A 21,561-nucleotide genomic window follows, 5' to 3' on the forward strand; every position below is an offset into this window, starting at 1 on the left:
CATGAAGAGGGAAGAGACTGTAAGCGTGGTGTGGTCGGGTGCATGGGTCGCTGAACGGCTGGGCGTCGGGCTTGTCGGAGACGCCGAGCTGAGCGCTCTGCTGGGACTGGCCCTGAGGCGCAATCCCAAGCGGGCGCATCTGCTCGTGTCGAACGTGCTGGGCAAGCATGTGCCGCAGTCGCCGCAGGTCGTGTACGACGCCGGGTACGGGCTCGGTGAGCAGGTCCGCAAGCTGCTCGGCGACGAGGAGGCGGCCCGCGCGGTCGTCCTCGGCTACGCGGAGACGGCGACGGGGCTGGGCCACTCGGTGGCGGACGGGGTGGAGCTCGCGCCGTATCTGCACTCCACGCGCCGCCCGGTCGACGGGGTCGAGCGGGCGGGCGGCTTCGAGGAGTCCCACTCGCACGCGACCTCGCATCTGCTGCTGCCCGAGGACCCGGCGCTGCTGGCCGGTGACGGACCGCTGATCCTGGTCGACGACGAGTTCTCGACGGGCAACACCGTGCTGAACACGATCCGGGATCTGCACGAGCGGTATCCGCGGGAGCGGTACGTGATCGTGGCGCTGGTCGACATGCGCTCGGAGGCGGACCGCGAGCGCTTCGAGCGCTTCGCCCAGGAGATCGGCGCGAGGGTCGACCTGGTGGCCTTGGCCTCGGGGACGGTCCGGCTCCCGGAGGGAGTGCTGGAGAAGGGCCAGGCGCTGGTTGCGGAACAGGAGGCGATCGCGACGCGGACCGCGGCCGTCGGCGGTACCGGGGCCCTGGCGCGGGCGACATCCGGTGACGCCCTGCGAGGGGAGTCCGGGCCCCTGGCCCAGGCTGCGGCGATCGACGGCGCTCCTGGCGAGGCCTTGGCCGGCGGTGCGGAGTCCGGGACGCGGGGCGCGTCCGGCGAGGCTGCCTCCGGCGGGGCCGGGTCCGCCGCCCATACCCGTGTCGAGCTCGGCTGGCCGAGCGGCGTGCCCGATGGTGGGCGGCACGGGTTCACTCCCGCGCACCGCGCCGCGCTCGAAGCGGCCCTGCCCGGTATGGCCGAGCGAACAGCCGAGGCCGTAGGCCGCGCCTCCCGCGTACTCGTCCTCGGCTTCGAGGAGTTGATGTACGCCCCGCTGCGCCTCGGCACCGCCCTTGAGCAGGCCCTCGACGCCGACGTCCGCTACTCGACCACCACCCGCTCACCCGTCCTCGCCGTCGACGACCCCGGCTACGCCATACGCACCCGGCTCGTGTTCCCGGCACACGACGACCCCGCCGACGGTCCCGGCGAGCGGTACGCCTACAACGTCGCCGGCGCCGGATTCGACGCCGTCGTCGCCGTTGTGGACTCGGCCGCCGACACGGCCCAACTGCATGCCCCCGACGGCCTGTTGGCCCAGCTCGCCGCGCAGGTCCCGCACGTCGTCCTGGCCGTCGTACCGAGCTACGTACCCCAAGCACCCGAAGCAACTGAAGCTGCCGAAGTACCCGAAGCACCCGAAAGGGCGTCCATGCTGCCCGAGCCCCTCCGTGGCCCCGCCTTCTCCTCCTACGCCCCGGACGAGGTCGGCTGGCTCCTCCAGGATCTGTCCGAGGTCGATCTCGAGGCCCCGACCGAGGAGCGCGAAGAGGCCATACAGAGCGGCGGCGCGCACTACGCCGAGTCGCTTCCTGTCGAGTACCAGCCCAGCGCCCAGTACCAAGAGCTGTTCAAGTCCGCCCTGGAGATATCGGCGGCCCGCATCGCCCGCGCCGTCGGCACCGTCACCGAGACCGTCATCGCCGAGCTCCCCCAGCGCCTTCGGCCTGGGAGGGACCCCCACGAGCCGCGCCCCGTGCTCGTGTCGCTGGCCCGCGCCGGCACCCCCGTGGGCGTGCTGATGCGCCGCTGGGCGCAGCACCGGCACGGCCTGGACCTGCCCCACTACGCCGTCTCCATCGTCCGCGGCCGCGGCATCGACGCCAACGCCCTGCGCTGGCTGCAGCAGCACCACGACCCGGCCGACGTCGTGTTCGTCGACGGCTGGACCGGCAAGGGCGCGATCACCCGCGAACTGGCCGATGCGCTGGAGGAGTTCGAGGGGTTCAACCCCGAGATCGCGGTGCTCGCCGACCCCGGCGGCTGCGTCCGCACCTACGGCACCCGCGAGGACTTCCTCATCCCCTCCGCCTGCCTCAACTCCACGGTCTCCGGCCTGATATCGCGTACGGTGCTGCGCGCCGACCTGGTCGGCCCGAACGACTTCCACGGCGCGAAGTTCTACCGCGAGCTCGCCGGCAGCGATGTCTCGGAACACTTCCTGGACACCGTCGCCGCCCGCTTCGCCGAGGTCGCGACCGCCGTCGACGCCGAGGTCAAGGAGCTGCTCGCGGCGGACCGCGCACCCACCTGGGAGGGCTGGGCCGCCGTCGAGCGGATCAGCGAGGAGTACGGCATCCACGACGTGAACCTCGTCAAGCCGGGCGTCGGCGAGGCCACCCGCGTGCTGCTGCGCCGCGTCCCCTGGAAGATCCTCGCCAAGCGCGGCGCGGGCGCCGACCTCGACCATGTCCGGCTGCTCGCCGAGCAGCGCGGCGTACCGGTCGAGGAGGTCGACGAACTCCCGTACACCTGCGTCGGGTTGATCCACCCCCAGTACACCCGCGGCGCGACGGGCGCGGACGGCAAGGCGGTGTCGGCGCTGTGAGCACGCCCGGCACCTCCCTGATCGCGAGCGATCTCGACCGCACCCTCATCTACTCCAACGCCGCGCTCGATCTGCGCATGCCGGACGCGGACGCGCCCCGCCTGCTGTGTGTCGAGGTGTACGGGAGCAAGCCGCTGTCGTACATCACGGAGACCGCGGCCGGGCTGCTCGACGAGCTGGCCCGTAGAGCCGTCTTCGTACCGACCACCACCCGCACCCGCGAGCAGTACCAGCGGATCCATCTCCCGGGCCCCGCCCCCGAGTTCGCGATCTGCGCCAATGGCGGACATCTGCTCGTCGACGGCGTCTCGGACACCGGCTGGCAGCGGCAGGTCGCCGCCCGGCTCGCCGACGAGTGCGCCTCGCTCGCCGAGGTCCGCGCCCATCTCCTCGCGGCGGCCGACCCCGCCTGGCTGCTCAAGGAGCGGGTCGCGGAAGACCTGTTCGCGTATCTCGTCGTCGAGCGCACCCTGCTGCCCGAGGGCTGGGTGAAGGAGCTCTCCGAGTGGGCCGAGGGCCGCGGCTGGACCGTCTCGCTCCAGGGCCGCAAGATCTACGCGGTGCCGCAGCCGCTCACCAAGAGCGCGGCGGTGCGCGAAGTGGCCCGGCGCAGCGGCACGGAGCAGATCCTCGCGGCCGGGGACTCCCTCCTCGACGCCGATCTGCTGCTCGCCGCGGACCGCGCCTGGCGCCCGGGCCACGGCGAGCTCGCCGACAGCGGCTGGGACGCCCCGAACGTCGAGGTGCTGTCCGAGACGGGGGTCGCGGCGGGTGAGGAGATCCTGCGCCGCTTCGGCCGCGCCACGACTGCCTGAGCGCGCGGGGGGTGGCCGCGTGGGGGTGACCGGAGGCAGTCAGCCGCAGCAGCCGCCCCCGCAGCAGCCCCCTCCGCCGCCTCCGTTTCCGCCGCCGGGCGCGGGCGCGGACTTCGTACCGCCGACGGCGACGGCCGAGAGCAGCTTGACGGTGTCCTCGTGTCCGGCGGGGCAGTTCGCCGGGTCGGAGGACTGGGCCATCGGCCGGTTCACTTCAAAGGTGTCGCCGCAGCTGCGGCAGCGGTATTCGTAACGAGGCATGGCCTCAGGCTAGCTGCCCTGCCCCTTGTCCAGCGTCGGTCCCGGGCCCGGTCCAGGTTCGGCGGGGCGGGCGGGCTGTTCCTGTGCTTGTGCCTGGGCCGGAGCCTGGGCCTGGGCCGCGCGGTCGGGATGGCGGGCCTTCCAGTACGGGTTGTCGTGCGGCAGCGTCGAACTGACCCTGCCGTACATCCCGAAGAACATCAGCAGCACGCCGACCACGAAGCTGAAGAGGACGTTCTGGATCTCGAAGGCGAGGGGGTTGAAGGTCGTGTCGATCAGCGCGAGGTTGATGAAGCCGCTGAGGATGAAGGCGATGCCGAGGACCATGTTGAGGGTCGAGGCGAAGTTCCCGCCGATGACCATGCCGACGAAGAGCAGCAGGCCGATGCAGATGGACAGCACGCTGAGCGCGCCGTTGGTGTTGAGGCCCGCGACGGTGTCTCCGTCGGTGTCGAAGAAGCCGACTTCGTCGATGAGCCCGAGAATCCCGAAGGCGAGCAGCACGAGCCCCATCAGCCCGGCGCCCACGCGGTAGACCTGGTTGAGCCGGTGGTCGACGGGGAGGTGTTCGTCGAGCAGGGGCGCGTTCCGGCTGGATTTGGGGAGAGGTACGTGTGCGGCCATGTCCGGCCTCCTTTGGACGTACGTACTCCTAGGATCCGCCCGAGTGCGACAGCGTTCAATCGGTGGGCTCCGGGCCGGGCCGACGGGAGCGCGGGGGCAGGCCGAAGGGGGGCCGGGTGGACGTCGGTCAGGCGTGGCCCGCGCCGCGCTCCTCGCGGATCTGCTCGACCACGTGCGCGGCCGTGTTCCGCACCGCCTCGGTCTCCATCAGAAAGTGCCAGTAGTCGGGGTGACGGCTCTCGAGCCCCGCGACGGCCCGCTCCAGCCGCCCCACAGCATCGTCGAGCGGCCGTGCGTGCCGGGGATCGGGGGTGTTGCGCCCGGCCATGGCGAGGCGCTGCGCGTCCCTGATGGCGAAGCGGGTGCGCTCGATCTCCTGCTGCGGATCCTTGGCCACGGCGTTGAGCCGCTGCAGCCGGTCGCCGGCGGCCGATACGGCTTCGTCGGTGGTGTTCAGCAGCGCCCGTACCGTGCTGAGCAGGGCCGTCGCATCCGCCCACCGCTGCTCGTCGCGCGCCTTCGCCGCCTCCGTGAGTTTTTCCTCGGCCTTGCGGACGCTGATTGCCGCCTGCTCGGGGACGGGCTGCAGATCCTGCCAGCAGGCGGCGGAGAAACGCCGCCGGAGCTCGCTGAGGACGGGCTCGACGGATCCGGCGCGGTTGGTGAGGGCCTGGGCGCGCGTACGGAGGGAGACGAGGCGTTTGTCGGTCTCGGCGGCGCGCTCGGGGAGCCGCTCGGCCTCGGCCCGTACGGCTTCGGCGTCGCGCAGGACCCGGTCGGCGCGCTGGAGGGTCTCGGCGACGCCGTGCCGGCCCGCGCCCTGATTGAGCATGGTCAGCTCGGGGGCGAGAGCCGCGAGTCGGGCCGCGAGATGATCTGCTCGCAGTCCGGAGCTCCGCACCGAATCGAGAGCATTGCTCGCGGAAAGGAGCGCCTGTCTTGCCCGCTCGACGGCGGGCGCGAGCCGGGCGAGCTGTGTCTCCGCCTTGTCGAGCAGCGGCCCGAGCCCCTGAGCGAACCGGTCGAGATCGCCCTTGACCCGTACGAGCTCGTCCTTGGCCCGGTCCAGCTCCCCGCGCGCCCGCGTGGCGACCGAAGCTTCCAGATCGTCCCGGTCGAGATCGTGCGCGTCGACGGCGGTGATGTACCGATCGCTCGCCTCGTCGATCCGCTGCCCCAGCGCGGCGAAGTCGTCCACGGCCCTGCGGGCCCCCGGCGTACTGTCGACGGCGCTGATCGTCTCGATCGAGATCCGCAGATCGCGCTGGGCGGTGTCCAGCTCGTAGAAGGCGGCGGCCGCGGCATCCTTCGCGGCCTGCGCATCGGCCCGGTGACTCTCACCCCGCCCGCCGAACCAGCGCCGCGTCCCCCCGCTGGCGAACGTGCCCGGCAGCGCCACGGCGATCAACGGCAGGGGCAGCAGCACAAGCGCGAGGACGTCACGGACGGCACTCGCTCGCGCCTGCGCTCTGGCGTGCGGCCGCGCGTGTGTCGCCGTCACATCCCTCTCCCGTGCTGTGTCGCCCTGCCCGGTTCATTCTCCCACCAGGTAAGGACGAACACACGGGCCCGTTAGTTCGCGCTTCGCACAGTGACTTTGCCATTGTCGCTGCGCGCCGTCACGACATGTGAGCTGCTGCTGTCGTTCGGCACGTCGACGTCCACGTCGCCGTTGTCGCTCTTGGCCGTCACGGCGTACGGAGCCCCCGCGCGCGGCAGCTCGATGAGGACCGACCCGTTGTCACTGACGGTGTCGACCAGCTCGGGCACGGCAAGGAGCCCGAGCCGCACGTCCCCGTTCGCCGAGTCGACACTCACGGTCCGGGCCCTGACGCGCTCGGTGACGACGTCCCCGTTGTCGCTGTCGAGCTGCAACGGCCCGCTGGAGTCCCGTACCGTCACGGAACCGTTGTCGGATCGGATCGCCAGCGCGGTGTCGAACCCACTGGCGGTCACGCTCCCGTTGTCATCCTCAACGGTCACGGCGACGCCGCGGGGCACCTTCACGATGTGCCGCGCCTCGCAGTCACTGGCGACGGCATCGCACTTCACCCGGAGGGTCAGCTTCCCGCCCTCCATCTTCCAGGTGGCCTCGGGCCCGTTCCCGAGAAAGACCCACCCGTCGACCTGCCGCGTCACCTGCACATCCTTCACATCGGCGGGCTGCAGCTCGATGTCGGAGTCGTCACTGTCGATGGTGAGCGCCTTCCCGGCAAACGGGAAAGCCCGCTTCTCGACGGGCGCCTCCCCGGCATCGGCACTCCCGCACCCGGTCAGCGAGAGGCCGAGGACTGCCGCGCCCCCGAACACGGCGAGCGCCCGACGGCCGGTACGGCGGGTGCGGCGGGTGCGGAGTGCGTCCATGGTGATCGTTTCCCCCAGGTCTGGTTCAGGCGGTGTCGCCGATGTGCTCTCACCGTATGAGGGGGGATGGGGGTGGAACGATCCGGGCGACCACCGTGTGCGGGGTGGGGGTAGCCCCCGTAGCGGCCCGGTCACGGGGAACGGGTTTGCAGGGCGGCCCCATCTGCCATGTACGCTGTTGCCTCATCCACGGGTGCGTAGCTCAGGGGTAGAGCGCTGCTCTTACAAAGCAGATGTCGGCGGTTCGAAACCGTCCGCGCCCACCAGAGAAGATGCAGGTCAGGGCCCTGAAATCCCCCCACGAAGATCGTGGGGGGCTTTTCCTGTGCCCAGATGGGAACATCCTGGGAACAATTGATGCTCTGATATGTCTTCTATATCTAGATTTTCGATATTCGAAGACCCGGCTGCGGGACGTACGCCGATGCGCTGCACCGCTCGCCGACCCGGTGCCGTGTCCGTCGGCGGCCTCGCGTGAGCGGCCTCCATCGACGTGCGCGACTGCCCTGTCGGCCGTTCACCGGTGTTGCGGCAGTCGTGCCGTGGGCCGGCCGGTGTCCTCGATGATCGCGCAGATGGTGACCGGCGCGTCGCCGGTGCAGGTCACAGCCCGTCGACGGGGTCTAGGCGAGGGCCATTCGCAGGGCGAGGAGTTCGGTGACGGTGGCGTCGATCTCCGCGATGCGGGTGTCGAGCAGCTCGCGGACGGTGTCGCACGGGGGCACGCCGCCGTCGCGGATGGCGAGGACTTCGCGGATGTCGTCCAGGTGCAGGCCGAGAGTGCGGGCCCGGCGGATGAAGGTCAGCAGCTCGATGTCGTGCTCGCCGCCTTGCGGGTCAGCCCGGCGGCCACGGCGGCTTGCCCGATGGTCTGTGCGTGCGGCGGCATGGTCGTTGCCTCCTCCTGTCTCCACTCTTGACCTTGCCCCTGGGGCCGGGTTCTAGCGTCGCGGACGTACGGAGGGAAACGCGACGAGAGAAGTGAAACGCCATGCCGTTCCGTGAGGGCGAGGTCTACCGCTGTCCCGATGCGGACTGCGGGAGCCCGCACGTCGTCGGCGTGCGCGCCCGCGACGGGGCCGAGGCCTATCAGTCGACGCTCGGCTCACGGGTTTGCCCGGCGGTCTTGCCAGTCGGGTGGCGATGCCGCGCCACTGGTGCCGGTCGAAGGCGGGCGGACGGCCGCCTTCGCCTGTGCGTGCCGCAGTCACCCCCAACGGGACCCCGCGTCCGGACCGGGTGGGACAATGCGCGGGTGGATCTTGAGGCGTTCAAGGCGCTGCTGACCGATGAGGGACAGGCGCTGCTGGCTTCCCTGAGTGACTTCGACCCGGCCGACGAACTCGCGACGGCGGCCCGACTGCGGCGCGAGTACCCCGCGGAGCTGGTGTCGGCCGCCATCGAGCAGATCCGGCTACGTCAGCAGGCCGTCGCGAAGTTCGGCGCGGACGCACACCGCATGTACTTCACCCCGGATGGCCTCGAGCAGTCGTCCCACAAGGCCGTCGCCGAGTACCGCGCGAAACGGCTGTACCAGTACATCGGCACCTTCGGCGTGGAGACGTTGGGCTGCGGCATCGGTGGCGACGCGATCGAGGTGGCTGATACTGGGCTGGTCGTCTGGGCCGTCGACCACGACCCGCTGGCATGCGCTGTCGCGGCGGCGAACGCGGACGCGCTGGAACTGCCGCTGATCCTCATGACGGTGACCTGCGAGGACGATGTGTTGGAGTCCGTTGGCTTTGGTGAGACGGTCGTCATCGACCTGGTGCGGCGCGTCGACCAGGACAGGAACGTCGACCCCGAGGCGTACTCGACGCATCTGTCGCGGGCGGTAGAGACCGTGCGCGAGGCTACGGCGGGAGGAGCCATCAAGATCGCGCCCGATATCCCGCACGAGGTTCTGCCCGACTGCGCCTTGGCCGAATGGATCTCCTACGACGGGGACGTCCAGGAAGCCGTCTTGTGGTTCGACTGGCCCGACGGGACCGGGTTCGGCGGGCTCCACGGCGTGCGGAGCGCCACTCTGCTCCCCGGCGGCGAGTCACTGATCAGCCGCGGTCTGCCGGACCCGGCCGTGCGTCCCGTCGGCCGCTACCTGTATGAGCCGGACGGTGCCGTCATCCACGCCCACCTCGTAGCCGAGCTCGCGCAGGACGTCGACGGTGGCCTCATCGACGAGACCATCGCCTACATCACCGCCGACGACCTGCACGCCACCCCGTTCGCCACCGCTTACGAGATCACCGATGTCATGCCGTTCAGTACCGAGGTACTCAGCGCACTGCTATGCGAGCGCGGGATCGGCGAGCTGACCGTCAAGGAGCGCGGCTCGGCCGCCGATCCGGAGGAGCTGTGCTGCATCGTCAAGCCTCACGGCCCGAACGCGGCCACGGTGTTCGTGACCGGCACCGCAGGATCCCCCACGATGCTGCTCGGCCATCGGTTGCACTCACGGTAGGCACCCGACGCGGTACCTGAGGGTTGAGGGCGCTCCCCGATCCGCGAGGGGGCGGGCCGTCGCGTCGCCCCGTACGGCACACAGGCCGAGCAGGAAAAAAGTGGTCGGACGTGGCGTGGGCATGAGCGGGGCCCGGCGGTGCTGATCGGTGGCGCTACTTCACCCTCTTCGCACCGGTGATCAGCTTGGTGACGTATTTTTCGCCGTCGGCGTACGCGAGGTCGTGAGTGTAGTTCTCGGAGACGTACTGGCGCCGCCCGGTTGTTGTGTCGATGACCCGCACGCGGAACCCGAGGGCGCTGCAGCCGCGTCTCAACGGGACCCCGACACCCATTTGGCCCTCTGCGATGTCGATGGCGAAACGCTCGCGGCTCACCGAGCCGTCCACCGGTGGCACCGGCCGACGGCCGAATCCGATCGTGAACGGCCCGATTCGTATCGTGCGGCGCATGACTCCTCCCGCAGGTAGTCACAAACTCTACGCCGGATCAGGCCAAGGGCCAGTGAGCTGGACCGGGGCGCAGTGCCCACAGTCGGGGCTGCGCTTTCTGTTCCGGATCCGCCGGCCGTTCAGCCCTCACTGGAGCCCCATCGCTGATGAACCCGGATCTGGGCTGCATCGACGTTAGAGCCGTCACCCGGACAATGGTGTATGCGATGCGGGCGGGGATCCAGGGGCTGAGCCGCGGCGACCTGCTCGGCGCCTGCGGATGATCACTCCTGTGACGAGCACACCCGCGAAGAGTGCGGTGATGATCGCTGGGCCAATCGTGTCCAGCGTTTCAGCGATGGTGCGCTGGACGGTGCCCGCGGCGTCGATGACCGGGTCCTGGGCTGTGGGGTCGCGCTGGACGCGGATTTCGTACCAGCCGTAGTAGGCGACGTATGCGCCCACGAGCAGGAGCAGGCCGCCGCCGAGGCGGGGTGCGAGGGCGCCGAGGCGGCGCAGGCGGGTGACGGCGGTGGTGCGGGTGAGAGCCACGGTCAGGGATGCGGCGCCGACGATCAGACCCATCCCGGCCGCGTACGCGGCGAAGAGGGCGATGCCTTCGCCGGTGGATCTGCCGCGGAAGGCGGAGACGACGATGGCGAGGAAGGGGGCGATGGTGCAGCCCAGCGAGGCGGTGGCGTACGCCATGCCGAACAGCGCCATCGAGGGGACGGAGCGGGTGACGGTGGGAGCCCGGCGAACCTTCGGGGTCAGGGCCGGGAGTTGGCGGCCGGTGATCAGCCAGGTCCCGGCGGCGGCCATGAGGAGTCCGAAGGCGATGGTGAACCAGGGCAGGTGCTCCTGGACCTGTCCGGCGACGGGCTGCACGGCCAGGCCGAAGACGCCGAAGAGCGCGGCGAATCCGGCGGTCATCGCAGCGGTGGCCGTCAGTGCCCGACCGACGGCCACGGTGCGTGTGGGGCTGTCGTCGCCGAGGACGAGCAGCGACAGGTAGGCGGGGAGCAGGGCGAATCCGCACGGGTTGACGGCGGCGAGCATGCCGGCGGTGAGCGCGAGGGCGAGGGGCAGGTCGGCCATGGGAGTTCAGCCGGTGAGTCCGGCGACCTTCTCGGCCAGCCCGTCGCCGCCGGGCAGGACGCCTTCGTAGACGGTCTTGCCGTCCTTGTCGAGGATGACGTATCGGCTCTGCTCGGTGACCTTGAACCGCTTCCACACGTCGCCGTTCTCGTCGGAGAGGTGCGGGAAGGCGTCGGTCTTGGTGTCGGAGACGAATGCCTTCATGGCGGCGTTCTTGTCCAGCCCTGCGACGCCGACCACGTTGGCCCTGCCCGCGTAATCGGCGGCCACCTTCGCGGTCTCGGCGGCCTGGGCCTTGCACTTGGGGCACCAGGGAGCCCAGAACCACAGAACGGTGGGCTTGCCGGCGAGGGTCTTGGCGTCGAAGGGCTTGCCGTCCACGGTGGTGCCGGTGAACTTCAGCAGCTCGGGCACCTCGGCCCCTGCGCTCCCGGTGTCGCCCCCGTCCGAGGGGGCTGGCGGCTGGGCTGAGGACGATGTCTTCGAGGCGGCCGCCCCCGCGTCACCGGCGGAGTCGGAGCCGCCGTCAGCTCCGCACCCGGTGACGGTGAGCAGGGCGGCGGCCAGGACGGCCGGGAGGAGAGTGCGGGCGCGCATGGAGGACTCCTGTGTGTTCGGGACCGGGCATGACTGTAGATCCACCAGGCCCCGCAGGTGCGTGGTGGTGGTCTTACGGTTTGGTGACGTCAGCCTGCGGCGTCCTTGAGGCGGGCGGTGTCGAGGACGGTGATGCGGCCGCGGGCGAGGCGGAGCAGTCCTTGGTCGGCGTAGTCGTGCAGCACCTTGGTGCAGGTTTCGCGGGAGGTTCCGGCCAGCGCGGCGAGCTGTTCGTGGGTGAGGGCGATCTGCGGGTGCCGTCCGCCGGGCCGCAGCGGGCTCGCCGGGGGCTGCGCGGTGGTGAGGGTGTCGAGGGTGGTGGCGATGCGCTGGGCGACGGTCTTGAAGACGCTGTTCGAGGTCGGCGAGGCGGCGGCCGAGGATCGCGGTGATACGGGCGGCGATCCGGGCGTCGGTCAGCAGTAGCCGGTGCACGTCGGCGCGGCTCATCACGCAGACGACGGTGTCGTCGAGGGCTTCGGCGTAGTTGTCGTACATCTGCTGTCCGAGCAGGGCCATCTCGCCGAAGACGGTGCCCGGGGTGATGATTGCGGTGGTGAGCGCCCGGCCGTCGGCGGAGACGCGGAAGACGCGCACGCGGCCCTTCTTGAGGATGAACAGCACCTCGCTGGGCTGAACGGGCGAGTAGAGGATCTCGCCCGCGGTGTAGGTCTTCATCGGCGCCGCGGCGGCGATGGCCTCCATTTCCTGTGCTGACAGGTCGCAGAAGATGTCGACCTCGGCCATGCACCAGGTCCTGTCGGCGTCCCCGGCGTCGTCCGTACCGGCGTCGATCATGGTGTGCGTCTCCTCGCGTCGTCCGGGTGCCCACGGCGGGGGCGCGGTGCCCCACGCCGGGCCGGCCAGCGCATCGGCGCTGTCGGCCAGACAGTAGGACACCGCCATACCGGCGTCGCCCGTCCGGCGCGGCGCTGCCCCCGGCCGTGGACTATGGGGGCCGGGTGTTGACGCGGGCGGCGGCGGGCTCATCCGCCGGCCGGGCCGGTGCGCTGCTTGTCCGCGGCCTGGGCGATCGCGGCGAACGTGAGTCCGGCGAGCAGCCCGAACACCAGGTGTGCGCCGAGGCTGGAACTGCTGACGTCGTTCCATTCGAAGACCGGCATGCCCATGTTCGCGGGCATGATCCACAGCGCACCGACGAACCACCACACCGCGCCGTAGGCCACGCCGAGGAGGACGGCGGGTGCGAGGCGCTGGGCGAACTGGCCGAGCAGGGCGCCGAAGGTGATGACGGCGAAGAGCGCGATGGACAGGTGGATCAGCCAGCCTGCGAAGGCGTTGGTCGAGCCGAGGAGTCCTGCGACCATGGTGATCATTGCGGTGTCCGTCATCGGCCGAGAGACCGACATCCAGATGCCCATCCCTATTCCGCCGACGAGTCCGGCCGCAGCGCCCCATGCCGCATGGATCGGGACGGCGGCGTGCTTGGGGATACCTGCGTCGTCGTTGTCATGGTGAGCGCCCTCTCACATTCGGTGATGTCTGCTTCTCGGCTTCGACGCTATGACCGATGGCGGGGCAGGTATGTGAGGGCGCTTACGTACCCGGTGGTAGCGCGGGTCTCACGGCGACAGGCTGCCGGAGCTGTGAGCAGACGCATGGTGTGCCGTTGGTGAGGATGGTCAGGCGGTAGGTGCCAGGATGAAGAGACCCGGTCGGTTGGCTGATGTCCTGATCGACTCATCCGCCGCTGACGAGCTCTGCTTGGGCCGCAAGAGCTCTTCTTGGAAGCACTTGTCGATCCGGGCCGAGGCTCGTTCGTAGTTGGGGTGAGGCGGGAAGTGCCCGCACCGTCACGAGGAGCACCACCATGACGAAGTACATGCTGTCCGTCCACAGCGTCGAGGGCGAGGCCCGCGCTCCGATGACCGACGAGGAGATGCAGCAGTCCCACAAGCAGGTCGGCATCATCGAGCAGGAGATGAAGTCGCTCGGCGCCTGGGTGTTCTCCGGCCGACTGCACGGACCCGACACCGCCACCGTCGTGCGCATGTCCGACGGCAAGGTGCTGACCACGGACGGCCCCTTTGCGGAGGCCAGGGAACACCTGGGCGGCTTCTACATCATCGAGGCCGACGACCTCGACGCCGCGATCGCCTGGGCGTCGAAAGTAACCGACGCCATCAACGCGCCGATCGAGGTCCGCCCCTTCGCGGGCTTCGCCGCGTAGCCCGGAGCCTGACCTTGCCGATCGTCGACCAGGCCGCGGTCGGCCGGATCTTCCGCGAGGAATCCGGCCGATCGGTGGCTGCCCTGATCCGCGTCTTCGGCGACATCGACGTCGCCGAGGATGCGGTGCAGGAGGCGTTCGCCGTCGCCCTGCACACCTGGCCGGACCGCGGCCTGCCGCCCAACCCGGGCGGCTGGATCACCACGACCGCCCGCCGGCGTGCCATTGACCGTCTGCGCCACGAGTCGCGTGAACGGGAACTGCTCGGCGAGGCGGCGGTGCTCTCGCCCGGCAACGACGATTACGGCACGCTCGAGGAGGCGGGACCCGTGCAGGACGACCGGCTTCGCCTCATCTTCACCTGCTGCCACCCGGCACTCTCCACGGAAGCGCAGGTGGCTCTCACCCTCCGGCTGCTCGGCGGCCTGTCGACCGCGGAGGTCGCACGATCCTTCCTCCTGGCTGAACCGACGATGGCGCAACGCCTCGTGCGTGCCAAGCACAAGATCAAGGCCGCCCGGATCCCCTACCGCGTGCCGGAGGATCACGAGCTGCCCGACCGCCTGCCCCTGGTACTGGCCGTCGTCTACCTCGTCTACAACGCCGGACTGACCGGACCGGCCGAACAGGGTCTGTGCCCCGAGGCGATCCGGCTGGCACGGATCCTGACGACGCTCATGCCCGACGAGCCGGAGGTGGCCGGCCTGCTCGCACTGTTGCTCCTGACCGAGTCCCGTCGCTCGTCACGCATGCGGCCAGACGGCTCCCTGGTGCTGCTCGGCGAGCAGGACCGCAGCCGATGGGATCGGGCCTTGATCGAGGAGGGCCAGGCGATCGTCCGCAAGTGCCTTCGCCGCGATCACCCCGGTGTCTATCAGCTCCAGGCCGCCATCAATGCCGTACACGCGGACGCAGCGACATTCGAGCAGACCGACTGGTCGCAGATCGTCGCCCTGTACGACCAGTTGCTCGCCATCGCCCCCACGCCCGTCGTGGCCCTGAACCGTGCCGTCGCCATCGGTGAGGTGCAGGGCCCCGCCGCCGCGCTGGCTCTGGTGGACGAGCTGGACCTGGACAATTACCACCCCTTCCACGCCACGCGAGCTGATCTGCTGCGGCGGCTGGGCAGGAACAGCGAGGCCGCGGTCGCCTACGAGCGCGCCGCCGCCATGGCGCCGACGGACGCAGAGCGGGACTTCCTCAGGCTCGGCGGCCGAGCTGCGCGCTGAGCGAACCGGCTTGCAGCGCGCGGGCGTCGCGCGCGTAGCCGCCCGCCGTCAGGGCGTGGCTCCGTGCCCGTGCTCCGGGCCTCCAGCACAGTCGGTCGGCGCGGGAGCCACGAGGATCGGCCCTCAACAAATACCCTCAAACACCGGTATTTGGGGCTACTGTTCGGCGTTGGTCAGTGGTCTGCCGTTCCGTGAACAGCGCAAGGGATCCCATGGGCAACACACACGATGAGGGGGAGCCTTCCTCGGCAGACGAGCCGGCCGTCAGCGCAGGCGAGTCGGGTCGGCGCGGTGCGGACGAGACGTCTGGGGAACGAAGTGACGCGACGAGCGTGCAAAAGGCCGGTATGGAACGCAGTCCTTCCGCGGCTGAGCCACCCGACGGGCACGAAAGGGAGGACCGTTCCCCGCGGACTCCGGCGGCGGGCTCAAGGCCGAAGACATCGAGGGCGCGGGCTGCGGACATGCTGCTGGTGGGCCCACCGGCCGGTCCGTCCCGGCCGGGCTTTTGGCGAAGTCCTCTGCGGGGGCCGTGGCTGACATCCGTATTCGGCGCGGTTCTGCTCGTTGGTATCCCGGTGTTGTTCGTGACCGGGCTGCTCTCCTACGCCGCGTACAACCCGGATCTTGCGGGCAATGACCAGACCCCCGACAGGCGGTGGCTGGGCTTCTATCTGTTCGCCTGGCCAACCGATCCGTCCTGGCTGTACCGCCTCAACCAGGGCGTGCATGTCACGCTCGGCATCGTGCTGATCCCGGTGTTGCTGGCGAAGCTGTGGTCGGTGATTCCCCGGCTGTTCGCCTGGCCCCCTGTGAGGTCACTCAGCCAGGCGCTTGAACGGCTGTCTCTGCTGCTGCTCGTGGGCGGCGTGTTGTTCGAATTCGCCACCGGTGTGCTCAATATCCAGCTGGACTACATCTTCCCCGGCTCCTTCTACGTCCTGCACTTCTACGGGGCCTGGGTGTTCATCGGCGCCTTCGTCGTGCATATCGCCTTCCGCATTCCCCTGGTGATCCGGACGCTGCGCAGCGGCGGCCTCCGCGACGAGTTGCGCACGCCGGCCGGCAGCACGCAGGCAACATTCGTGGACGCGACCGGCCTGGTGACACCGAACCCGGCCCCGCCGACCTTGTCGCGGCGGGGTGCGCTGGGCATGGTGGGTGCGGGCTCCCTGGTTCTGCTGGCTGTGACGGCAGGGCAGAGCATTGGCGGTTCCCTCAGAGCCACGGCCTGGCTGGCCCCGCACGGCCAGGACCCCGGGCCCGGACCGAACGGCTTCCAGATCAACAAAACCGCGGCGGGTGTGGGAATCCGTGCCCGCGACATCGGACCCGCCTGGCGGCTGGTCGTACGAGGCGGGGGCCACGAAAGGATCCTCACCCGCGACCAGGTGCTGGCGCTGCGGCAGCACAGTGCGGCGCTGCCCATCGCCTGCGTGGAAGGGTGGTCCACCGACGACCAGGAGTGGAGCGGGGTGCGGCTGGCAGACCTTGCCGCACTCGTCGGCTTCGCGGACCGTGCGCCGGGTGTGTTCGTCGAATCGGCCCAGCGCAGCGGGGCGTTCCGCTCGGCCATGCTGCGCGACAACCAGGTCCGCGACGCGCGCTCGCTGCTGGCCCTGCGGGTCAACGGATCCGTCCTGTCGCCGGATCACGGGTATCCGGCGCGGGTCATCGTCCCGGCCAACCCCGGTGTCCACAACACCAAATGGGTCACCCGACTGACCTTCGGGGAGAGCGCATGAGCGGCTTTCGAGCCCGCTACGGGGCCTCGCCTCTGCACCTGCTGCTGGTGCTGTGCTCCTTTGCCCTGACCGGGTATGCGGGAATCCGGCTACTGGACGGGGACCAACCGTGGATGGTCGTGGTGTGGTTCGTCGGAGCAGTCCTCCTGCACGACCTGGTCCTGCTCCCCCTCTATACGCTCACCGACCGCGCCGCACAGACCGTATTGGGCAGACCCCCAGATCCTGCCGCTCAAGGTGACGACAACCCGCCGATGCGGGGATGGATCAACTACGTCCGAGTGCCCGTCTTCCTGTCCGGTCTCCTGCTCCTGACCTACTTTCCCCTGATCCTGGGACAGGTGGAAATCTTCACCGCATACACCGGCCTCCCCGACGACGTGTTCCTCGGCCGCTGGCTACTGATCAGCGCCGCACTGTTCGGCCTCTCCGCTCTCCTGCTGCTGGTCCGGATGTGGTCGTCCCGCCCGACCAGGCGGGCGCCGGAGCCGAACCGGGAATCCACACCCGGCATGGAGTCGGACGAACCGGATGAGCCGGATTAGGACGAGGACGACGAGCCGTTCCCGGACACCTGCGACGAGTGCGGCTCGGCCTCACCCGCCGACTTCGAGATTTCTGCCGACCACATCGAGCGTGCGCTTGAGTTCGGCGGTCGGACTGAACTCGACAACCTCACTGCCTTCGAAGATCTCGGGAGGGTGGCCCGGCGACACGTAGTAGGCGTCACCGGCCAGGAAGGCCTCCTCGCCGTCGGCAGTCTTGAAGCCCGCCCCTGGGGCGACGCTCCCCCAGGTTCGGGGCGCCGGTTCGTGCGAGTGCCTCCGTCGGCGCAGCCCCCTGGACGCGGCAACGACCGGACTCGTGGCGGGGCCAGCCGGGCTCGTCGGTGGCGGCGAAGCGGACCCATGTGGCCGCCGGCAGGAACGCCAGTCCGCCCAACATCTTGCGTCCGCTGACGTCATCGGTCGGTGGCAGCGTGTCCCGTACTCGCTCGGCCAGGGCCTCGTCGTACGGCATCTATGCCTCCAGTACGTCAGGTAGGTGGTCGGGCAGGCCGAACAGAGCGAAGAGAGAGGGGTCGGTGAAGCCGGTGATCTCGGCGATCGCATCGTCGTCAACGGTGAGGACCATGATCCCGTAGGCGGAGGCTTTCGTCCCGCTGGGGTCGCGGCCGTAGGCGGCGAGGGCGGGCTGGCCATTGGCCCGGGTGGGAACCAGCGTGATCCGGGTCAGGTCGCCCCCCGCGGGCACGGTGGCGAGGAAGGATGCGATCGCGGGCCGCCCGCGGTAGGCCATCGGGTAGGGCGGCATCGTCAGCAGCGCGTCGTGGCTGAGCAGCGTGACCAGTCCGTTGACGTCACCTGCCTGCCAGGCAGCCGTGAACCGCTCGATGAGCGTTGATTGCAGGGCGCGAGTCGGTGGCGGGCCGCCGCTGTGCAGGCGTCCGCTCGCACGATGCCGCTCCAGCGTCGCGCGTGCCCGCTGCAGGGCGCTGTTCACCGAGGCGACGCTGGCCTCCAGGAACGCTCCGGTCTCGGCGGCGGAGTAGCCGAGGACGTCGCGCAGCAGCAGTACCGCCCGCTGCCGTGCCGGCAGGAGCTGGATGGTGGCGAGGAAGGCCAGCTGGACGCTTTCGCGCAGCTCGTAGCGTGCCGACGGGTCATTACGGTCATCGAGCAGGTCCAGCAGCGCGTCGGGGTAGGGCTCCAGCGCGACCACCTCCACGTCATCGGCGTTGGAGAGCGGCGGTCCCTGAGGCTGTTCCAAGGGAGGCCAAGTCCTGGCCCGGCTGCGGCTGGTGAGGCAGCGGTTGGTGGCGATGCGATACAGCCATCCCCGCACCGACGACCGGCCCTCGAAGGCGTCCATGTGACGCCAGGCGCGTAGCAGGACCTCCTGCATGACATCCTCAGCGTCCTGGACCGAGCCGAGCATCCGGTAGCAGTGAACGTGCAATTCCCGCAGGTAGGGGCCGACCAGCGCCTTGAAGGCGTCCTCGTTGCCCGCGCGGGCCGCTGCCAGCAGTTCGTCCTCGGACGGACTGTCCTCGGGCGGCGGCTCACCTGTCACAGCGTCCATCCGGTCACGCTACGCTCTGCCAGGACATTCGCCCGTCCCGACCTGACCGGCGCGGACAGGTGACGGCTGGCGTGCGGGGCATCGCTCGCGGTCAGGTCAGCGGTTCTGGGCCATGGCGGCGCGGAGAGGCTCGGCATCGTAGATCAGCTCACCTCGGACTATCTTCCCGTCCTCGATCTCAAGGATCTCCGCCGAGGTCATCGGCGGCACCGGCAGGCTCATCTCCCAGTCGATGATCGAGCACACCCGGCTGCCGTCCACGAACTGATGACGGACCGTGAATCGGGTCACCATAGGGCCGGCCTGGGCGGCCATCGCCCGGTATCCCTCGGCTGACTCGAAACTGGCCACTGGCCCCCGGAACACGAAATCGGCCGCCAGGGGCACGCGGCTGAAATCGCCCTTCCCGCTGATCCACGCCTCGTAGTAAGCATCCACGATTTCCTGGACTGTCATGATCCCTCCAGCTGCGATGTCGAAGGACCGGGCACGGCAGGTCCCCACCTATACAGACCCCGGGATGTGCTCCGAACTCATCGGTGGGGCCCGAAAGGCACGTGGTGTTCGGGCAGCCGGGTCTCCGGTGGAAGCGCGCATCGCTACGTGGCGTCACCAAGGCGGACTGTTCGTTCGGCGATCAGCATGGCGTAGCCCAGGACGCCGTCGGCCACGGCCTCGCGGGCGGCCTGAAGGACGGCTGGGGCCGCGTTCAGGTCGACGCCCGCGGCGGCGAGTTTGTCGGGAGCGGTCATGCGCAGCAGGTTCAGACGGGCCGCGATCTGGTCGATCATGCGGACCATGGCCTGGTCGTGGCGCTCGGTGGTGATGGTGCGCAGTCCGGCGGAGGCCAGGATGTCGGTGTACTCGGCGAGCGGGCGGGCGTCGGCGATGCAGGCGATCCGGGCGCCGAGACCCCTCAGTTCCGGTGGAAGCCGGTCCGGTTGGGCGGTCACATCGGTGACGCCGAGCCGACCGCCCGGGCACAGAACCCGGGCGAACTCGGCTGCGGCCTGCGCTTTGTCGGGGAAGGTGCACAGCGCGCACTCGCACACCACCGCGTCGAACATCCCGTCCGCGTAGGGCAGGTGCTCCGCGTCGCCGGTGACGAACACCGCCCGTTCCGCAAGACTCGCCGCCTGGGCCGCTCCTTGGGCGAGGGCGGTGTTGGCGGCGGAATAGTCGACGCCGTCCACCCGCACCCCGTAGATGTCAGCGAGGAGGAGCGCGGTGGTGCCCCGGCCCGAGGCCACATCCAGGACACGGCCGTCCTCGGTGAGGCCGAGAGAGCCGGCGAGGCGGCGGGTCAGGGCGGTGCCGCCGGGATGGTAGGAGTCGCCGAGCAGCAGGGCGACGACGTCGGAGGAGTACGCGGCGGCGCAGCAGGCTTTGAGCTTGTCCTCGGCGGTCATCGCGTACTCCCGTCCGTGCGGGCGGTCTTGGAGCCGTACGGGGTATCGGTGAGCTGGTCGGTGAGGGGCAGCGCGTTGGGCACCACGTCCGCGACCGGGACGCCGGACATCTGTGCCCGGATCTGTTCCCGGTAGCCGACGGAGTTGTAGGCGCAGAACGGGATGAGGCGTCCGTCGGGGGTGATCTCCTCGACGCAGCACTTCATGAGCTGTTTGACGTTGAGGGTGTAGGGGTCCTGGAAGTCCTGCACGACGATCATGAACGCCTTGTCGTTCAAGTCCTTCACGGCCTGCGGCAGGTCGATGCCGCAGGTTCCCCCGTAGCCTTCGGCACGGGAGGTGCCCCCAGCGCAGTCCAGCGCCACGGCTGTCGTCCGTAGCTGCTCCTCGGTGGTGGCTGTGCCCATGAACGCGGAGGCGGACCACAGCTTTTCCAGGGCCTCGCGGATGCCGGTGTCGGGCATGACGCGGTTGGTGACGTAGTCGAGGTAGTCCTCGACCTGGAGAAGGCGTGGGATCGGGACGACCGTTCGGTTACCGGGTTCGCCGTCTACGAGGAGGTAGGTGACGGACCGGCAGGTGGGGAAGCAGCAGGGCACGGGGAAGAAGTCTCCCTTCCGGAACCAGCTGGGCCGCTGCTCGCCGATCAGCCGGATGACATCGGGGTTGGTGAGCCGGTTCAGTGGGTCGAAGGCGACGTGCCTGCCGGAGTGGGTGACGGGCTGGAAGGCCACGGACCGTACGGCGGGGTGGTCGATGCCGTACTCGATGATCGCGCCGACTTCGTGCTCGTTCAGTCCGCGTTCGACGGCGGCGACCAGGGTGACGGTCAGCCCGGCCTCGGCACAGTTGTCCAATGCCCGCTGCTTGAACGTACGCAGGTCCCGGCCACGGATCTCCAGATGGGTGCGCTCGTCGAAGCCATCGAACTGGAGATAGATGTTCACCGACCTGCCGGGCATCTGGTTGCGTGTGCCGAGCTCCGCGACGAGCCGCTTGTCGGAGGCGAGGCGGATGCCGTTGGTGTTGAGGGTGACATTGCGGATCGGCCGGGCCTGGGCGAGGTCGATGAAGTCGAGGATGTGCTGGTGGATGGTGGGCTCGCCGCCCGAGAACATCACCACCTCCGCCTCACCCTCGGACTCCACGAAGACATCCAGCATCCGCTCGCACTGCTCGTGCGTGATGGAGTAGCCGTCCGGTTGGTGGCCGGAGTCGGCGAAGCAGATCGGGCAGTCCAGGTTGCAGCCGGTGTTGACCTCGATGATCCCCAGGCAGGCGTGCTGCTTGTGCTCCGGGCACAGCCCGCAGTCACTCGGGCAGCCGTCCCGTACTTCGGTCTGGAAGACGAGCGGGATGGTGCCGGGCTTGTTGAACCGCGAAGACGACAGGTACTCCTCCGCATCCCCGTAGACAAGAGCCTCGAACCCGCCGTGCTCGCGGCAGCGTTTGCGCAGGTAGACCTTGTTGTCGCGGATGTTGACCTGGGCGTCGACGGGCGTCTTGCACATCGGGCAGATGGACTTGGTGAACTCCACGAACACCTCGTCGCGATCCACCTTGCGCTGCGGCACGGGTGCTTGGGTCATC

At 69.6% G+C, this 21,561-nt stretch carries 21 protein-coding genes, 1 tRNA gene and 1 pseudogene; 8 read left to right on the forward strand and 15 right to left on the reverse strand.

All coding sequences use genetic code 11. The features are described from left to right. The first annotated feature begins 1 nt into the window (after position 1). Together OOK40_RS04735 and OOK40_RS04740 are read left to right on the forward strand one after the other, a co-directional pair. On the forward strand, positions 2-2,665 hold the full coding sequence (locus OOK40_RS04735; RefSeq protein WP_266476711.1) for a phosphoribosyltransferase: 2,664 nt from the start codon (positions 2-4) through the stop codon (positions 2,663-2,665). Beyond that, entirely contained in the window at positions 2,662-3,480 is an 819-nt protein-coding gene (locus OOK40_RS04740; protein WP_266476714.1) for an HAD family hydrolase, read from the forward strand. Before OOK40_RS04735 ends, OOK40_RS04740 begins: the two co-directional genes overlap by 4 nt. A gap of 39 nt (positions 3,481-3,519) precedes the next feature. Here the strand turns inward: OOK40_RS04740 and OOK40_RS04745 are convergent, their stop codons facing one another. The 4 genes from OOK40_RS04745 to OOK40_RS04760 form a co-directional block, all read right to left on the reverse strand. Beyond that, positions 3,520-3,741, reverse strand: coding sequence for a zinc ribbon domain-containing protein (locus OOK40_RS04745; RefSeq protein WP_266476716.1), 222 nt, complete (start codon positions 3,739-3,741; stop codon positions 3,520-3,522). Positions 3,742-3,750: 9 nt separating this feature from the next. Then, positions 3,751-4,365, reverse strand: a complete 615-nt coding sequence (locus OOK40_RS04750; RefSeq protein WP_266476718.1) for a DUF4383 domain-containing protein — start codon at positions 4,363-4,365, stop codon at positions 3,751-3,753. 127 nt (positions 4,366-4,492) lie between these two features. After that, positions 4,493-5,866, reverse strand: coding sequence for a hypothetical protein (locus tag OOK40_RS04755; RefSeq protein WP_266476720.1), 1,374 nt, complete (start codon positions 5,864-5,866; stop codon positions 4,493-4,495). A gap of 71 nt (positions 5,867-5,937) precedes the next feature. Next, positions 5,938-6,729, reverse strand: a complete 792-nt coding sequence (locus tag OOK40_RS04760; protein ID WP_266476722.1) for a DUF4097 family beta strand repeat-containing protein — start codon at positions 6,727-6,729, stop codon at positions 5,938-5,940. 191 nt (positions 6,730-6,920) lie between these two features. Here OOK40_RS04760 and OOK40_RS04765 point away from each other — a divergent pair. Next, positions 6,921-6,995 (forward strand) — tRNA-Val (locus OOK40_RS04765). A gap of 357 nt (positions 6,996-7,352) precedes the next feature. Here the strand turns inward: OOK40_RS04765 and OOK40_RS04770 are convergent. Then, positions 7,353-7,643 carry a MerR family DNA-binding protein gene (locus OOK40_RS04770; protein WP_266476724.1) on the reverse strand — a complete coding sequence of 97 codons (291 nt, stop codon included), beginning with the start codon at positions 7,641-7,643 and terminating at the stop codon, positions 7,353-7,355. A 341-nt stretch (positions 7,644-7,984) separates the two neighbouring features. Here OOK40_RS04770 and OOK40_RS04775 point away from each other — a divergent pair, with 341 nt between their 5' ends. After that, positions 7,985-9,190 carry an SAM-dependent methyltransferase gene (locus tag OOK40_RS04775; RefSeq protein WP_266476726.1) on the forward strand — a complete coding sequence of 402 codons (1,206 nt, stop codon included), beginning with the start codon at positions 7,985-7,987 and terminating at the stop codon, positions 9,188-9,190. Between the two features lie 154 nt (positions 9,191-9,344). Here the strand turns inward: OOK40_RS04775 and OOK40_RS04780 are convergent, their stop codons facing one another. The 6 genes and pseudogenes from OOK40_RS04780 to OOK40_RS04805 all read right to left on the reverse strand — a co-directional run bounded on the left by OOK40_RS04780 (position 9,345) and on the right by OOK40_RS04805 (position 12,667). Further along, positions 9,345-9,641 (reverse strand): hypothetical protein, encoded by a 297-nt coding sequence (locus OOK40_RS04780; protein ID WP_266476728.1) that lies wholly within the window; start codon positions 9,639-9,641, stop codon positions 9,345-9,347. A 183-nt stretch (positions 9,642-9,824) separates the two neighbouring features. Then, complete coding sequence (locus OOK40_RS04785) at positions 9,825-10,718, reverse strand: cytochrome c biogenesis CcdA family protein (RefSeq protein ID WP_266476730.1); 894 nt, start codon at positions 10,716-10,718, stop codon at positions 9,825-9,827. A 6-nt stretch (positions 10,719-10,724) separates the two neighbouring features. Next, positions 10,725-11,315 (reverse strand): redoxin family protein, encoded by a 591-nt coding sequence (locus OOK40_RS04790; RefSeq protein ID WP_266478875.1) that lies wholly within the window; start codon positions 11,313-11,315, stop codon positions 10,725-10,727. Between the two features lie 89 nt (positions 11,316-11,404). Further along, positions 11,405-11,641: a helix-turn-helix domain-containing protein gene (locus tag OOK40_RS04795; RefSeq protein ID WP_323136046.1), complete on the reverse strand. Its 237-nt coding sequence runs from the start codon at positions 11,639-11,641 to the stop codon at positions 11,405-11,407. Between the two features lie 148 nt (positions 11,642-11,789). Further along, a pseudogene (locus OOK40_RS35235) lies at positions 11,790-12,305 on the reverse strand (Crp/Fnr family transcriptional regulator); the annotation flags it as partial. Next, positions 12,302-12,667 (reverse strand): hypothetical protein, encoded by a 366-nt coding sequence (locus OOK40_RS04805; protein WP_266476733.1) that lies wholly within the window; start codon positions 12,665-12,667, stop codon positions 12,302-12,304. The gene OOK40_RS04805 and the pseudogene OOK40_RS35235, both read right to left, overlap by 4 nt. A 479-nt stretch (positions 12,668-13,146) precedes the next feature. On the opposite strand from OOK40_RS04805, the gene OOK40_RS04810 reads away from it, so the two are divergent. From OOK40_RS04810 to OOK40_RS04825, 4 genes are all read left to right on the forward strand, one after another. Next, the gene (locus tag OOK40_RS04810; RefSeq protein ID WP_266476736.1) at positions 13,147-13,506 is read left to right on the forward strand and encodes a YciI family protein; all 360 of its coding nucleotides are present in this window, start codon (positions 13,147-13,149) and stop codon (positions 13,504-13,506) included. 14 nt (positions 13,507-13,520) lie between these two features. After that, complete coding sequence (locus OOK40_RS04815) at positions 13,521-14,735, forward strand: RNA polymerase sigma factor (RefSeq protein WP_266476738.1); 1,215 nt, start codon at positions 13,521-13,523, stop codon at positions 14,733-14,735. A gap of 464 nt (positions 14,736-15,199) precedes the next feature. Beyond that, on the forward strand, positions 15,200-16,480 hold the full coding sequence (locus OOK40_RS04820) for a molybdopterin-dependent oxidoreductase (RefSeq protein ID WP_266476740.1): 1,281 nt from the start codon (positions 15,200-15,202) through the stop codon (positions 16,478-16,480). Next, positions 16,477-17,025: a hypothetical protein gene (locus OOK40_RS04825; protein ID WP_266476743.1), complete on the forward strand. Its 549-nt coding sequence runs from the start codon at positions 16,477-16,479 to the stop codon at positions 17,023-17,025. The genes OOK40_RS04820 and OOK40_RS04825 overlap by 4 nt, the downstream gene beginning before the upstream one ends. 475 nt (positions 17,026-17,500) lie before the next feature. Here OOK40_RS04825 and OOK40_RS04830 read toward each other — a convergent pair whose 3' ends face one another. From OOK40_RS04830 to OOK40_RS04845, 4 genes are all read right to left on the reverse strand, one after another. Beyond that, complete coding sequence (locus OOK40_RS04830) at positions 17,501-18,562, reverse strand: RNA polymerase subunit sigma-70 (RefSeq protein WP_266476745.1); 1,062 nt, start codon at positions 18,560-18,562, stop codon at positions 17,501-17,503. A 96-nt stretch (positions 18,563-18,658) separates the two neighbouring features. Continuing rightward, on the reverse strand, positions 18,659-19,018 hold the full coding sequence (locus OOK40_RS04835) for a nuclear transport factor 2 family protein (RefSeq protein ID WP_266476748.1): 360 nt from the start codon (positions 19,016-19,018) through the stop codon (positions 18,659-18,661). Positions 19,019-19,161: 143 nt separating this feature from the next. Further along, positions 19,162-19,971 carry a class I SAM-dependent methyltransferase gene (locus OOK40_RS04840; protein WP_266476750.1) on the reverse strand — a complete coding sequence of 270 codons (810 nt, stop codon included), beginning with the start codon at positions 19,969-19,971 and terminating at the stop codon, positions 19,162-19,164. Next, the gene (locus tag OOK40_RS04845) at positions 19,968-21,560 is read right to left on the reverse strand and encodes a radical SAM protein (protein WP_266476753.1); all 1,593 of its coding nucleotides are present in this window, start codon (positions 21,558-21,560) and stop codon (positions 19,968-19,970) included. Before OOK40_RS04845 ends, OOK40_RS04840 begins: the two co-directional genes overlap by 4 nt. Position 21,561: the final 1 nt, after the last annotated feature.

The organism is Streptomyces sp. NBC_01481, from assembly GCF_026339995.1.
Lineage (GTDB): Bacteria > Actinomycetota > Actinomycetes > Streptomycetales > Streptomycetaceae > Streptomyces.

What these genes read in the sequence shown, in the direction of transcription:
- OOK40_RS04735 (WP_266476711.1), top strand. Translation starts at nt 2, where the DNA reads ATGAAGAGGGAAGAGACTGTAAGCGTGGTGTGGTCGGGTGCATGGGTC.
- OOK40_RS04745 (WP_266476716.1), bottom strand. Translation starts at nt 3,741, where the DNA reads ATGCCTCGTTACGAATACCGCTGCCGCAGCTGCGGCGACACCTTTGAA.
- OOK40_RS04750 (WP_266476718.1), bottom strand. Translation starts at nt 4,365, where the DNA reads ATGGCCGCACACGTACCTCTCCCCAAATCCAGCCGGAACGCGCCCCTG.
- OOK40_RS04760 (WP_266476722.1), bottom strand. Translation starts at nt 6,729, where the DNA reads ATGGACGCACTCCGCACCCGCCGCACCCGCCGTACCGGCCGTCGGGCG.
- OOK40_RS04780 (WP_266476728.1), bottom strand. Translation starts at nt 9,641, where the DNA reads ATGCGCCGCACGATACGAATCGGGCCGTTCACGATCGGATTCGGCCGT.
- OOK40_RS04785 (WP_266476730.1), bottom strand. Translation starts at nt 10,718, where the DNA reads ATGGCCGACCTGCCCCTCGCCCTCGCGCTCACCGCCGGCATGCTCGCC.
- OOK40_RS04790 (WP_266478875.1), bottom strand. Translation starts at nt 11,315, where the DNA reads ATGCGCGCCCGCACTCTCCTCCCGGCCGTCCTGGCCGCCGCCCTGCTC.
- OOK40_RS04805 (WP_266476733.1), bottom strand. Translation starts at nt 12,667, where the DNA reads ATGACGGACACCGCAATGATCACCATGGTCGCAGGACTCCTCGGCTCG.
- OOK40_RS04810 (WP_266476736.1), top strand. Translation starts at nt 13,147, where the DNA reads ATGACGAAGTACATGCTGTCCGTCCACAGCGTCGAGGGCGAGGCCCGC.
- OOK40_RS04820 (WP_266476740.1), top strand. Translation starts at nt 15,200, where the DNA reads ATGCTGCTGGTGGGCCCACCGGCCGGTCCGTCCCGGCCGGGCTTTTGG.
- OOK40_RS04825 (WP_266476743.1), top strand. Translation starts at nt 16,477, where the DNA reads ATGAGCGGCTTTCGAGCCCGCTACGGGGCCTCGCCTCTGCACCTGCTG.
- OOK40_RS04830 (WP_266476745.1), bottom strand. Translation starts at nt 18,562, where the DNA reads ATGGACGCTGTGACAGGTGAGCCGCCGCCCGAGGACAGTCCGTCCGAG.
- OOK40_RS04835 (WP_266476748.1), bottom strand. Translation starts at nt 19,018, where the DNA reads ATGACAGTCCAGGAAATCGTGGATGCTTACTACGAGGCGTGGATCAGC.
- OOK40_RS04840 (WP_266476750.1), bottom strand. Translation starts at nt 19,971, where the DNA reads ATGACCGCCGAGGACAAGCTCAAAGCCTGCTGCGCCGCCGCGTACTCC.
- OOK40_RS04845 (WP_266476753.1), bottom strand. Translation starts at nt 21,560, where the DNA reads ATGACCCAAGCACCCGTGCCGCAGCGCAAGGTGGATCGCGACGAGGTG.